Annotated in this window: 13 protein-coding genes and 2 other annotated features; all 13 genes read left to right on the top strand. The window is 39.1% G+C overall.

Going from position 1 to position 12,530, the window contains the following annotated elements; translation table 11 throughout:
- Positions 1–50 precede the first annotated feature (50 nt).
- Positions 51–1,214 carry a DUF3798 domain-containing protein gene (locus tag K0R93_RS16725; protein ID WP_300303681.1) on the top strand — a complete coding sequence of 388 codons (1,164 nt, stop codon included), beginning with the start codon at positions 51–53 and terminating at the stop codon, positions 1,212–1,214.
- An 82-nt stretch (positions 1,215–1,296) separates the two neighbouring features.
- Positions 1,297–2,898: a sugar ABC transporter ATP-binding protein gene (locus K0R93_RS16720; RefSeq protein WP_330685194.1), complete on the top strand. Its 1,602-nt coding sequence runs from the start codon at positions 1,297–1,299 to the stop codon at positions 2,896–2,898.
- A 1-nt stretch (position 2,899) separates the two neighbouring features.
- A complete protein-coding gene (locus K0R93_RS16715) occupies positions 2,900–3,943 on the top strand; it encodes an ABC transporter permease subunit (RefSeq protein ID WP_300303678.1) in 1,044 nt (347 codons plus the stop codon).
- 1 nt (position 3,944) lies between these two features.
- Positions 3,945–5,225, top strand: a complete 1,281-nt coding sequence (locus tag K0R93_RS16710) for an ABC transporter permease subunit (protein ID WP_300303675.1) — start codon at positions 3,945–3,947, stop codon at positions 5,223–5,225.
- Positions 5,226–5,278: 53 nt separating this feature from the next.
- Positions 5,279–5,414 (top strand) — a sequence feature (ribosomal protein L20 leader region).
- Positions 5,412–5,969 carry a translation initiation factor IF-3 gene (gene infC, locus K0R93_RS16705; RefSeq protein WP_425323464.1) on the top strand — a complete coding sequence of 186 codons (558 nt, stop codon included), beginning with the start codon at positions 5,412–5,414 and terminating at the stop codon, positions 5,967–5,969. Its footprint overlaps the feature before it by 3 nt.
- Before the next feature lie 23 nt (positions 5,970–5,992).
- On the top strand, positions 5,993–6,190 hold the full coding sequence (rpmI, locus tag K0R93_RS16700) for a 50S ribosomal protein L35 (protein WP_300303672.1): 198 nt from the start codon (positions 5,993–5,995) through the stop codon (positions 6,188–6,190).
- A 28-nt stretch (positions 6,191–6,218) separates the two neighbouring features.
- Positions 6,219–6,578: a 50S ribosomal protein L20 gene (gene rplT, locus K0R93_RS16695; RefSeq protein WP_184312747.1), complete on the top strand. Its 360-nt coding sequence runs from the start codon at positions 6,219–6,221 to the stop codon at positions 6,576–6,578.
- 118 nt (positions 6,579–6,696) lie between these two features.
- Positions 6,697–7,494: a TrmH family RNA methyltransferase gene (locus tag K0R93_RS16690; protein ID WP_300303790.1), complete on the top strand. Its 798-nt coding sequence runs from the start codon at positions 6,697–6,699 to the stop codon at positions 7,492–7,494.
- A 111-nt stretch (positions 7,495–7,605) separates the two neighbouring features.
- Positions 7,606–7,698, top strand: a complete 93-nt coding sequence (locus K0R93_RS19315; RefSeq protein WP_415781270.1) for a YqzL family protein — start codon at positions 7,606–7,608, stop codon at positions 7,696–7,698.
- Between the two features lie 8 nt (positions 7,699–7,706).
- Positions 7,707–7,924 (top strand) — a binding site (T-box leader).
- Between the two features lie 85 nt (positions 7,925–8,009).
- Positions 8,010–8,201: a hypothetical protein gene (locus K0R93_RS16685; RefSeq protein WP_300303668.1), complete on the top strand. Its 192-nt coding sequence runs from the start codon at positions 8,010–8,012 to the stop codon at positions 8,199–8,201.
- Positions 8,202–8,232: 31 nt separating this feature from the next.
- Positions 8,233–9,252: a phenylalanine--tRNA ligase subunit alpha gene (pheS, locus tag K0R93_RS16680; protein WP_300303665.1), complete on the top strand. Its 1,020-nt coding sequence runs from the start codon at positions 8,233–8,235 to the stop codon at positions 9,250–9,252.
- Positions 9,253–9,296: 44 nt separating this feature from the next.
- Positions 9,297–11,693 carry a phenylalanine--tRNA ligase subunit beta gene (gene pheT / locus K0R93_RS16675; RefSeq protein ID WP_300303662.1) on the top strand — a complete coding sequence of 799 codons (2,397 nt, stop codon included), beginning with the start codon at positions 9,297–9,299 and terminating at the stop codon, positions 11,691–11,693.
- Positions 11,694–11,898: 205 nt separating this feature from the next.
- A complete protein-coding gene (zapA, locus tag K0R93_RS16670) occupies positions 11,899–12,471 on the top strand; it encodes a cell division protein ZapA (protein WP_300303657.1) in 573 nt (190 codons plus the stop codon).
- The last annotated feature ends 59 nt before the right edge of the window (positions 12,472–12,530 follow it).

Raw genomic sequence — 12,530 nt, 5'->3', positions numbered from 1 at the left:
CTTAGTGCCCTTTCTTTGAAATATATAATTAAAAAATGGGGGGAATCAAAATGTTTAAAAGGAGTTTAGCAATCATTTTAGCACTATTCATGATGGTTAGCTTGGCCGCTTGTGGACAACAACCGCCAGCACCTGCTGATCAACCTGCAGCGGCTGAAGAGCCTGCTAAGTTTAAGATTGGTATCATGACAGGTACTGTTTCTCAAAATGAAGAGGAATTTAGAGCAGCTGAAAGAGTGATGGCAAGATATGGGGCCGAAATGATACTTCATACCACGTCACCTGATAACTTCATGAAGGAGCAAGAAACAACAATTGCCAATGTATTGGCCATGGCTTCTGATCCTGATTGTAAAGCAATCGTAATTTGTCAAGCGATTCCAGGTACATCTGCAGCTATCGATAAGGCAAGAGAAATCAATCCTGATATCCTATTCATTGCCGGCGTTCCTGGAGAAGACCCAGATATGATCGCTGCTAAAGCGGATGTCGTACTTCAAGCTGATGAGCTTGGAATGGGTACTTCCATCATTGAGCAAGCTGCAAAGATGGGTGCAAAGAAATTTGTACACTATTCATTCCCAAGACACATGTCTTATCAACTTCTTTCTATGAGAAGAGATATCTTTAAAGAGCAATGTGCTGCAAAGGGTATCGAGTTTATTGATGCAACAGCGCCAGACCCAACAGGAGATGCTGGTGTTCCAGGTGCACAGCAGTTTATCCTTGAAGATGTACCAAGAAAAGTAGCAGAGTTGGGAACAGAAACTGCATTCTTTAGCACGAACTGCTCTATGCAGGAACCATTGATTAAGTCTGTTCTAGAGGAAGGTGCATTATTCCCACAACAGTGTTGTCCTAGTCCATACCATGGATACCCAGGAGCATTGGGAATCGAAATTCCAGAGGACAAAGCTGGTGACTTAGAGTATATCTCAGAGCAAATCAAGACAAAAATTGCTGAAAAGGGCGGCACAGGAAAATTTGCTACTTGGCCGGTACCTGTAAACATGATGTTTGTTGATGCTGGTGTTGAATATGCCAAAGCTTACCTAGAAGGCAACACAAATGGTAAAGTTGATCAAGCTAAGCTTGTTGAATGTTTCAAGACTTATGCAGGTGTAGATATGACAGTTGATACATTAACAAGTGAAACATCAGGCAAAAAGCTTGAAAACTTCTTTATGGTTCTTTCAGATTACATAACATTCTAATAAGTGAGATAGGGTTGCCTCAACAGGCAACCTTATTCATCATTAATTTTGGTCATAAAATTCATAAAGGAGGGAAAGAACGGTGAATCACGGCACAATACTGGAAATGAGAAATATTGAGAAAGACTATTTTGGTAATAAAGTTCTTAAAGGTGTAAATTTGACTGTGAAACCGGGGGAGATTCATGCGCTGTTGGGAGAGAACGGGGCAGGAAAATCTACATTGATGAATATATTATTTGGTATGCCTGTTATTCACACCACAGGAGGATTTAATGGTGAAGTTACCTTCAATGGCAGTCCAGTTGCGCTAAAGTCTCCTAGGGAGGCTATGGATATTGGGATCGGAATGGTGCATCAGGAATTTATGCTGATTCCAGGATTTACGGTCACAGAAAATATCAAGTTAAACAGAGAAATAACAAAGCATAATGCAGTCAGCAGAGTTCTGGGTGATAGCATGAAAAGTCTAAACATGACACAAATGGAGAAGGATGCTCGAAAAGCTTTAGATACCTTAGGAATTGGTATAGATGAATGGGCTAAAGTGGCTGGTCTGCCTGTAGGATATATGCAATTTGTGGAAATAGCGAGAGAGATTGACAAGCAAAACATAAAGTTATTGGTTTTTGATGAACCTACTGCGGTATTGACGGAAAGCGAAGCAGATACACTGCTACAGGCTATGAAAAAAATTGCCGATTCAGGCATTGCCATATTATTCATAACCCACAGACTGGATGAGGTAATGAGTGTTGCAGACAATATCACAATTCTTAGGGATGGAGAATTGGTTGCAGCTTTGAAAAAAGAAGAAACAAATGTGACCCAGTTGGCAGAATTGATGGTAGGACGAAAAATTGAAAAGATGGCGCAGCGAGATCATGACCTTGGGGATGACAGTAATATTGTATTAAAGATTAGAAATCTTGAAGTTGAGATGCCAGGAGAAGAAGTAAAGGGCATTGATCTGGATATACGAAAAGGTGAAATTATTGGCCTTGGCGGCCTGGCAGGACAAGGGAAGATCGGTATTGCCAATGGAATTATGGGTTTATATCCTGCTACAGGAGAGGTTGAGCTTAGCGGCAGACAAATAGAATTGAATAATCCAAAGGCGTCGTTAACCAATGGTCTAGCTTTTGTATCAGAAGACCGAAGGGGTGTAGGCTTATTATTGGACTCTTCTATAGAATTAAATATCGTGATTACAGCTATGCAGATGAAGGAAATGTTTTTAAAGAAATTAGCTTTTTTTGAACAAGCAGATGCCAAGCATATTCGAGAACATGCCCTAAAAATGATAGAAGACTTGGATATTCGCTGCAGGGGGCCTCAACAGTTAACAAGGCGGTTAAGCGGAGGGAATCAGCAAAAGGTATGTATTGCCAGAGCATTAACCCTAAGTCCAAATGTTCTCTTTGTATCAGAGCCCACCAGGGGAATTGATATAGGTGCAAAAAAACTCGTCCTGGATTTGTTAGTCAAGCTCAATAAAGAAATGGGAATGACCATTATTATGACATCCAGTGAGCTAGGTGAATTGCGGTCTATTTGCGATCGTATCGCGATCATCACGGAAGGCAAAGTGGAAGGAATATTATCGCCAGATGATAGCGATGCAAATTTTGGCCTAATGATGGCCGGTGAGTATAAAAAGGTTCATGGGAAGGAGGCCGTTTAAGATGCAGGAAAAATTAAAGTTGGTAATCAATAAAATTGGTATACCCCGTGCAATTATCATCAGTTTTCTCATACTCTTATTCGTAGGTGCGTTTTACTATGACTTATCCATACAGATGCTTCTTTCAGATACTTTGGTTCGACTTGGTATGAATGGCGTACTGGTACTAGCCATGGTTCCTAGTATTCTATCTGGTACTGGCTTAAACTTTGGATTGCCCCTAGGCGTTATATGTGGAATCATAGGAGGTCTAATAAGTATCGAAATGGATTTAGAGGGCTTCACTGCAATTTCTGTGGCGATGCTTATTTCTGTTCCGTTATCTGTTATAACGGGCTACTTCTACGGACTGCTTTTGAATAAAGTGAAAGGGTCTGAAATGACAGTGGCTACATATGTAGGTTTTTCTGTGGCATCACTCATGTGTATAGGCTGGCTGTTTTTACCTTTTAGAAGTCCAGAACTTGTATTTGCCATTGCAGGTTCAGGGTTGAGGCAAACCATTACACTCAGCGGACGATTTGATAAGATTTTAGATCAGTTTTTAGCGTTTGATGTGGCTGGGGTTACAATCCCTACAGGATCATTACTTTTTCTAGGATTGTGCTGCTTCATTATTGGTTTATTTTTAAAGAGTAGATTGGGTATTGCCATGAAGGCCGTAGGAGAGAATGAACGTTTTGCTGTAGCGTCAGGGTTGAGTGTGGATAGAGGGCGTATCATTGGTACTGTTGTATCAACAGTACTTGGGGGAATTGGTATCATTGTATATGCTCAAAGCTATGGATTTTTCCAGTTGTATCAAGCGCCATTGATGATGGCTTTTCCAGCTGTGGCTGCAATTCTGATTGGTGGAGCATCTACCAAGAATGCAAAAATATCCCATGTGCTTTTAGGAACCTTGATGTTCCAAACCCTATTGATTGTGGCATTGCCTGTGGCCAATAAGATGGTTCCAGAAGGAAATTTATCGGAAGTAGCCAGGGTAATCGTAAGTTATGGGTTTATACTATATGCATTGACACAAGCTGGCGGAGGTGAATAAGATGGTCGAGTTAAATGTAAAAGACAAATCGAAGAATCCTATTGGAGGCAAAATCAAGAGTGCATTATTCAACAATATTGTACCCATATTATTCATTATCATTTGTTCTCTAGGCTTTAAGTTTTCAGGTTTACCGGCGGCGTATGTGGTGAATGAATTGGTAGCTAGGCTTGCTCGTAATTCCTTTGTGGTATTGGCATTAATTATTCCGGTTATTGCAGGTATGGGTATGAACTTTGCAATTGTGTTAGGCGCTATGGCAGGACAAATTGCAGTTGTAGCAGTAACCCACTGGGGAATTGTAGGCGTGCCGGGTCTCCTGTTGATCATGGTACTCACGACACCGTTAGCGATTATATTTGGGTATATGACAGGAAAGCTATTGAACAAGACCAAGGGGCAAGAGATGGTTACAAGCTTAATGTTGGGTTTTTTTGCCAATGGATTATATCAATTACTTTTCCTTTTCTTGATAGGAACCATTATCCCTATGAATAACCCGGTATTGGTATTGAGTGGAGGTATTGGAATCAAAAATACAATAGACTTAGCAGGTACCATCAAGTATGCTATGGATAACATGATTAAGTGGAACATGTTCAAAACGATGGCATATGGCGGTGCATTCACTGCATTATGCATGTTTGCATATACTGGTTACAAAACAGTCATAGAAAAAAATAAAATTCGCTTAAACAGTAAACCTGTAATTACAGGAATTATATTTATCTTGATTTCAGTGATGGGATTCATGTCTATGGGAAAAAAATCTCCCTTTGTTATCGTGCAAGTACCAGTAGGAACTTTTGTATTTATTACAGCATTATGTTTATTTACCACATTTATTGTGAAGACTAAGCTTGGACAACAATTTAGAACAGTTGGACAGAGCATGCATATCGCTGAAGTATCTGGTATCAATGTAAACAAAATACGATTAATCGCCATTGTTATTTCTACAGTTCTAGCTGGATGGGGTCAAATTATTTTCCTACAAAATCTTGGGACCCTAAATACATATGGAAGCCATGAACAGGTAGGAATGTTTGCAGTAGCATCTATCCTCATTGGCGGTGCTTCTGTGACGAAGGCATCCATTTGGCATGCGATCATAGGAACATTGCTATTCCATACATTGTTTGTAGTATCACCCTATGCAGGTAAAAACCTATTAGGGAATGCCATGGTTGGCGAATACTTTAGAGTGTTTGTTGCCTATGGCGTTATCGGGGTATCCCTTGGATTGCATGCTTGGAAAAATCTTGTGAAAAAGAAAAAATAAAAAATAATTTATGAGGTTGACAACTTTTCATTGAGATGGTAAACTAATTGAGTGATATGAAGTAGAAGTTATCCGCTTCTCACCTTACAACAAAGGTTCGTAAGGTCAATATGAGCTTGTTACTTATTTTTAAGTATTCTTTTGAGCTTATGAGGCGGATGCGTTACGCATCCGTCTTTTTATTTTATATATGCATGTGGATGTTGTTTTAAAAATTATAGGAGGTGGCCGATTATTAAAGATTTAGAGTTAAACGAAGAAATAAGAGACCGTGAGATTAGGGTAATTGATGCAGATGGTGAACAACTAGGTGTTATGCCAACAAAGCAGGCGTTGGAGATTGCCATTGAAAAACGATTGGACTTGGTGAAAATTGCACCGCAGGCAAAACCACCTGTTTGCAGAATCATGGACTTTGGCAAGTATAAGTATGAGCTTTCTAAGAAAGAAAAGGAAGCGAAAAAGAAGCAAAAAGTTATTACGCTAAAAGAAGTTCGATTAAGTCCGAATATTGAAGAACATGACTTAAATGTGAAAGCTACCAACGCCATTAAGTTTTTAGAAGATGGCGATAAAGTAAAAGTTACTATTAGATTTAGAGGTAGAGAAGTTGGCTATGCGGATTTAGGACATCGTGTTATGGAAAAGTTTACTGAACTGATTGCTGAAGTAGGAAATGTAGAGAAAAAGCCAATCATGGAAGGAAAAAACATGATTATGTTCCTAACACCAAAGAATAGTTAGATCTTAGAGGGGAGGAAACAAATATGCCAAAAATGAAAACACATAGAGGCGCAGCAAAGAGATTTAAGTTGACGAAAAAAGGTAGTGTTAAGAGAAATAAGGCGTTCAAGAGCCATATCCTTACAAAGAAGACTTCAAAAAGAAAGAGAAATTTAAGAAAAGCTACGCTTTTAACAAGCGCTGATCAGCATAGAATTAAAAGATTATTACCATACGCATAAAATAGGGTTGTAAAGGAGGTAGAAATACATGGCAAGAGTAAAAAAAGCGATAAACGCTAAGAAAAAGCATAAGAAAATCTTAAAGCTTGCAAAAGGACAATACGGCGCAAAAAGTAAACTTTTTAGACCTGCTAACGAAGCAGTAATGAGAGCTTTAAGATTTGCATATATTGGACGTAAGTTAAGAAAAAGAGACTTTAGAAAATTATGGATCGCGAGAATTAATGCTGGTGCTAGAATGCATGGCATGTCATACAGCAGATTAATCAATGGATTAAAGCAAGCTGGTATCGAAATCAACAGAAAGATGCTATCTGAGATGGCAATCTACGATGAAGTTGGTTTCAAACAATTGGTAGATGTAGCAAAGCAAAAGCTTAACGCTTAATAAAAAAAGACTCTTTTAAGAGTCTTTTTTTATAGAATATATTGATTTTGGATATTATAAAAACAGATATTTTCCATGAAAAGTAAGGGTAAAAGGTGAGGTGTATGCCTTGATCAATGTGATAAGCTCTCCAGAGAATCCTATAATAAAGCATATAAAGCAGCTGACGAAGCGAAAAATGAGAGAACAATATCAGGAATACATCATTGAAGGTGTTCGAATCATTAAGGATGCATGGGAGAATGAAAAAACCTTAAAGCAGATTTTATTTTGTGATGAACTTTACGAAACTGCCGGTGGGGAAGAACTCTTGGAAAATCTTCAGCAAAAAGGCATGGCATCCTATAAAATACCTGTTCAACTCTTCAAAGAGCTTTCAGATACCCAAAATCCCCAAGGGATTATGGCGGTTGTTTCTATGGATATACATAGCATGGAAGAGATATTAAACAGGCCCCAAGGCTTTTATATTATTCTAGACAGAATTCAAGACCCGGGGAACATGGGAACCATTATTAGAACTGCTGATGCGGCAGGGGCAGATGCCATTTTTATTACCAAGGGTTCTGTAGACCTTTATAACAGTAAGACAATCCGTGCGACCATGGGCTCTATTTTCCATGTGCCTATCTTGTCCACTGGAACCACCAGTGAGACCATTGATATATTGAAGGCCAATGGGATAAAGATTGTTACCACCAGCCTAGAAGGCGAAAAGTACTATTTTGAGGTAGATTATAAAGGCTTGTGCGGGATTATTGTAGGAAATGAAGCCAATGGGGTACAACATGAGGATATGATGGCTTCTGATATATTGGTTAAGATACCTATGCCGGGTAAGGCGGAATCTTTAAATGCATCAGTAGCAGCATCGATTGTCATGTATGAGGCCGTAAGGCAAAGGGTAAAAATATAGTCAGAAAATTTTAAAATTAGTTCCTTTTATTCGCTGTATAATTCTTGTAAACCTTTTTTTCCTGTGCTATAATGTATATAAATCAGCCAGTGAAAAGGGGTGTCGGCAATTATGTTTGCCACAAAGGAATGGTTTTGGAGAGTATTTATGTTAACCGGTAACATTAACGCCTACTTGGCTTATAGAGAACTTGGGACAAATTAATCATATAGAGATCAGTTATGATAGAGAAAAGTAGAATGTAGTTTGACTTACAGAGAAGGAATGCCAAGGGCTGCGAGCATTTCTAAGTTTTAAAGCATTTGAAGTTCCCTCTTGAACTATAGAACTGAAATGTACAGTAGGTTCTATCGGTGGACGCCGTTATGTCGAATGAGTGGTTGTTTTACAACTATTAGGGTGGTACCGCGGAGAAATCTTCGTCCCTTTCGGGATTGAAGATTTTTTTTATTGCGAAAAAATGGAAGAATAAGGAGTGTGCCAGAGATACTATTTGTGTAGGAGGTATCGTGAATATGACATACATCATTAGCTTTGGAATTTTCTTTGTTGTGTATTTTATAATGAGTTTGATTATAAACAGTCGGCGCAGTTCAGGAGAGAAAAAAGATCTAAAAACCATTGCAAATTATGCTTTTTTCATTGGAATGATTTATATTTTGGCACAAATGCTGTTTAGATCCTTCGGGAATCTTTTCAATAAATAAAATAAGAAATAATATAGGAAGGAGAATGAAAATGAGAGAAAAGCTTGAACAAATAAAGACACTGGCTTTGGAAGAAATCGTGAAAGCCCAGTCTATGCAAGAACTAGAACAAGTACGTATCAAATACTTAGGGAAAAAGGGAGAACTTACCGCGGTTCTTAGAGGCATGGGAGGATTGTCTCAAGAAGAGAGACCAATTGTTGGGCAGATTGCCAATGAAGTGCGGGAGGCCATTGAAAATTCACTAGGCAGTGCAGTAGAAGGGGTCAAAGCTATTGAGAAGAATGCAAGGTTGGCTGTAGAGACTATTGACGTTACCATGCCGGGCAAGTCCCAAGAAATTGGTCACCGACATCCTTTGAATGTAGTATTAGATGAAATCAAGGGTATTTTTATGGGTATGGGCTTTAAAATAGCGGAAGGACCAGAGGTAGAAACTGTATTTTATAACTTTGATGCATTAAATGCGCCGCAAAATCACCCATCAAGAGATCTATCTGATACCTTTTATATTTCTGAGGATATCTTATTAAGAACACAAACTTCACCTGTTCAGGTGAGAACCATGGAGCGCTCAAAACCGCCAATTCGTGTTATTTCTCCTGGACGATGCTTCCGAAGGGATACACCTGACGCAACCCATTCACCGATGTTCCATCAGATTGAAGGCCTTGTGGTAGATAAAAACATTACCATGGCAGATTTAAAGGGAACACTGGACTTATTTGCGAAGCAGTTCTTTGGTGTTGGAACAAAGACGAAGTTTAGACCACATTACTTTCCATTTACGGAGCCAAGTGCTGAGGTGGATGTAAGCTGCTTTAAGTGCCAAGGGGCAGGATGTCGTGTATGTAAGGGCAGTGGATGGATTGAAATTCTTGGGGCTGGAATGGTTCATCCTAATGTACTGAAGGTATGTGGGATTGATCCAGAGGTCTACAGCGGATTCGCTTTCGGTATGGGATTAGACAGAATTGCCATGCTAAAACATGAAATAGATGATATTCGTCTTTTCTTTGAGAATGATATGCGGTTCATTAAGCAGTTCTAGGTTATAAGTTTAAAGATAAATCGAAATAAAGGAGGTATTCTATCATGTTTGTACCATTGAAATGGCTAAAGGATTATGTGGATATAGATCATATGGATGTAAGGAAGTTAAGTGAGGATTTAGAAATGTCTGGGTCTAAGGTAGAGGCCGTTGAAGTGTTGGGAGAAGAAATAGACAAGGTTGTGGTTGGAAAGATCCTAGAGATCCAAAGACATCCAAATGCAGATAAACTTCTCGTGACCAAAGTAGATGTAGGAAGCGAAATCATACAGATTGTAACTGGAGCTGATAATATTCAGGAGGGCCATTATGTGCCTATTGTCCTTGTTGGTGGAACTTTGCCAGGCGGCGTAAAGATTAAAAAGGGTAAGCTGCGGGGAGAAGAGTCAAGTGGTATGATGTGTTCTGCTAAGGAATTAGGCTTGGTCGATAAGGTCATTCCAGCTTATCAAAAGGATGGAATTTATATTTTAGATCAGGCCTATACGCCTGGCGATGATATCAAGGGGATCCTAGGGATAAAAGGGCATGTCATCGAATTTGAAATTACACCAAACAGACCAGATTGTCTGAGTATGTTGGGAATGGCAAGGGAGACTGCGGCAACCTTTAATCTGGATATGAACTATCCTGAAATCAAGATTAACCATGAACATGGAAATATCGAAGAAGTGGCGTCAGTTGAAGTATTAAATACAGATTTTTGTAGAAGATATGCAGCTAGAGCAGCTACTGATATTGTTATCAAGCCATCACCTGAGTGGATGCAGAGAAGACTGATGGAGGCAGGTGTTCGACCAATCAGTAATATTGTAGACATAACCAATTATGTGATGCTTGAGATGGGGCAGCCCCTCCATGCCTTCGATTTAAATATGCTGACTGATAAAAAAATTATTGTGAAGCAGGCAGAAGAGGGTTCTGTTTTTACGACCTTGGATGGAACAGAAAGAAAGCTGGATAGCAGCATGCTTATGATTTGTGATGGTGAAAAGCCAGTAGCCATAGCAGGTGTGATGGGCGGGGAAAATTCAGAAGTAACCGATGAAACAAGAGCCATTCTCCTTGAATCTGCCAACTTTTATAATGATAATGTGAGAGCAACCTCTAAAAAGCTTGGGCTGAGAACTGAGGCATCTGCGAGGTTTGAAAAAGGCGTAGATCCAAATATTGCACTAAATGCAGTGAATAGAGCTTGTCAATTGATTGAGGAACTGGGCGCAGGGAAAATTGTTGGGGGAATTATTGATATTTATCCCAATAAACTTGAGAAGAGATCATTAAAGGCAAGGCCTCAAAGAATCAATGATTTATTAGGTACAAAATTATCACCAGAGGAAATTTCAAATATCCTTCAAAAACTTGAGATAGAAGTGTCTCAAGATGAGGAAGGATTATTACTAGCCATACCTACTTTCCGCCAAGATATTACAGAGGAAATTGATATCGTGGAGGAGGTAGCAAGAATATACGGATACAATAGGATCGATGTGACGATTCCAAAAGGGAATTCTCAAGGCGCAAAGACCAATGGACAGATCATTGAAGATTATGCGAAAAAATATTTGAATGCTGCTGGTGTAACAGAGATTTCTACCTACTCCTTCGTGAGTCCAAAGGGATTTGATATGATTGGTTTGCCCGAAGAGAGCTTCATGAGAAGGTCCGTAAAATTAATCAATCCACTAGGGGAAGAAAATAGTATAATGCGGACTACCTTGATGCCAAATATGCTTGAGGTTCTTTCAAGAAACAATAACCGTAATGTGGAATCTGTAAAGGCTTTTGAAATCGGAAGGGTATTTCTACCCCACAGCATTCCTGTGGATCAGCTCCCAATCGAAAAGCCAGTGCTTACCCTGGGGATGTATGGCCAAAACATTGATTTCTTCACAATGAAGGGAACCATTGAGAGTGTATTCCATAATTTAGGTATTCAAAATATAGCGTTCACTCCAGAAAAGAATCATCCGACTTTCCATCCCGGCAGATGTGCGAACCTTGTTTGGGAGAATCATATACTAGGCGTTATTGGTGAGATTCACCCCGATGTTGCAGAAAACTATGATTTAGAAGTAAGAACTTATCTAGGAGAGATTGATTTTAATATTGTTCTTCAAATAACGAGACTAGATAGAATATATAAGGCACTGCCTAAATATCCTGCAATCACAAGGGATATTGCTTTGGTAGTGAAAGATGAAGTTTATGTGAAGCAAATTGAGGACATTATCAAAGAAAATGGCGGAAAGCTGCTGGAGCAGGTTCAACTGTTCGATGTCTATAAAGGAAAACAGATCAAAGAAGGTTATAAAAGTGTGGCTTATGCCCTTACGTACCGGGGCGAGGATCGTACGCTGACAGATGAAGAAGTTGTGAAGGTTCACGATAAGATATTAAATCAATTAAAAGAAAAGCTAGATGCTCAATTGAGAGACTAAAACAAATCCGGCAGACTGCCGGATTTGTTCATTCCTCTTCTACGAAAAATTGGATAGATATACCTACGAAATTTCATGGATATAAGGCAACGGCAGTATTTATTTCATGTCCAGGATGTAATATAATAGAGTAAAAAAAAGAAGGAAATACTATTCTTTTACAGAATTAATATAGGGACTCCAATCCATAGAAGGAGAGATATTGATGAGCAACAAAAGCAAGGTCGTTGTGCGGATCAATGGGCAGGAATATACCTTGGTTGGTACCGAGCCCCGTGAATATATGCAAAAGGTCGCCAATTATGTTGATGATAAGATGGTGGTTATTGCAAAGCAAAGTAAGAAGTTAAGTACTGCCATGGCAGCTGTATTGACTTCCGTAAATATAGCAGATGAATATTTTAAGACAAAAGGACAGCTTGAAGCCTTAGAAAAGGAAGCGCTTCAGCCCCTGTATGAATTAGATCAGGTGCGCAGTCAGCTTGCGGCTGCAGTGACAGAGGCTGAAAGTCAGAACCAGGAATATATCAACATTATTCAGCGTTTGGAAGAGGACTTGAGAAATGCTAACACCAATGAACAAGAGAGCCAAGGGCTGCTTTTGGAGAATCAGGAGTTAAGAGTGTCCTTATCTGAAAAAGAAAAGGAAATAGAGCAGATTCGCAAAATGAATGAGGATTTACAAAATAAGTTATTTGAAATGCAGATTAAATATGTACAATCAAGAAAGGAATTTGAAGCCCACTTAGAGGGTTCTGGTGGAGATGGAAAAAAATAATTCTATATCTTTTATGGTATGCTAAAAGTAGTGATATAATAATATTGCTGCTTTTTTTA

The sequence above is a fragment of the Anaerosolibacter sp. genome (assembly GCF_029240175.1).
In the GTDB taxonomy this organism is placed as follows: domain Bacteria; phylum Bacillota; class Clostridia; order Peptostreptococcales; family Thermotaleaceae; genus Anaerosolibacter.
Note: the sequence above shows the minus strand (reverse complement) of the source record. Positions and strands in the feature narration are given on the sequence as shown.

What these genes read in the sequence shown, in the direction of transcription:
- K0R93_RS16725 (WP_300303681.1), top strand. Translation starts at nt 51, where the DNA reads ATGTTTAAAAGGAGTTTAGCAATCATTTTAGCACTATTCATGATGGTT.
- K0R93_RS16715 (WP_300303678.1), top strand. Translation starts at nt 2,900, where the DNA reads ATGCAGGAAAAATTAAAGTTGGTAATCAATAAAATTGGTATACCCCGT.
- K0R93_RS16710 (WP_300303675.1), top strand. Translation starts at nt 3,945, where the DNA reads ATGGTCGAGTTAAATGTAAAAGACAAATCGAAGAATCCTATTGGAGGC.
- rpmI (WP_300303672.1), top strand. Translation starts at nt 5,993, where the DNA reads ATGCCAAAAATGAAAACACATAGAGGCGCAGCAAAGAGATTTAAGTTG.
- rplT (WP_184312747.1), top strand. Translation starts at nt 6,219, where the DNA reads ATGGCAAGAGTAAAAAAAGCGATAAACGCTAAGAAAAAGCATAAGAAA.
- K0R93_RS19315 (WP_415781270.1), top strand. Translation starts at nt 7,606, where the DNA reads ATGTTTGCCACAAAGGAATGGTTTTGGAGAGTATTTATGTTAACCGGT.
- K0R93_RS16685 (WP_300303668.1), top strand. Translation starts at nt 8,010, where the DNA reads ATGACATACATCATTAGCTTTGGAATTTTCTTTGTTGTGTATTTTATA.
- pheS (WP_300303665.1), top strand. Translation starts at nt 8,233, where the DNA reads ATGAGAGAAAAGCTTGAACAAATAAAGACACTGGCTTTGGAAGAAATC.
- pheT (WP_300303662.1), top strand. Translation starts at nt 9,297, where the DNA reads ATGTTTGTACCATTGAAATGGCTAAAGGATTATGTGGATATAGATCAT.
- zapA (WP_300303657.1), top strand. Translation starts at nt 11,899, where the DNA reads ATGAGCAACAAAAGCAAGGTCGTTGTGCGGATCAATGGGCAGGAATAT.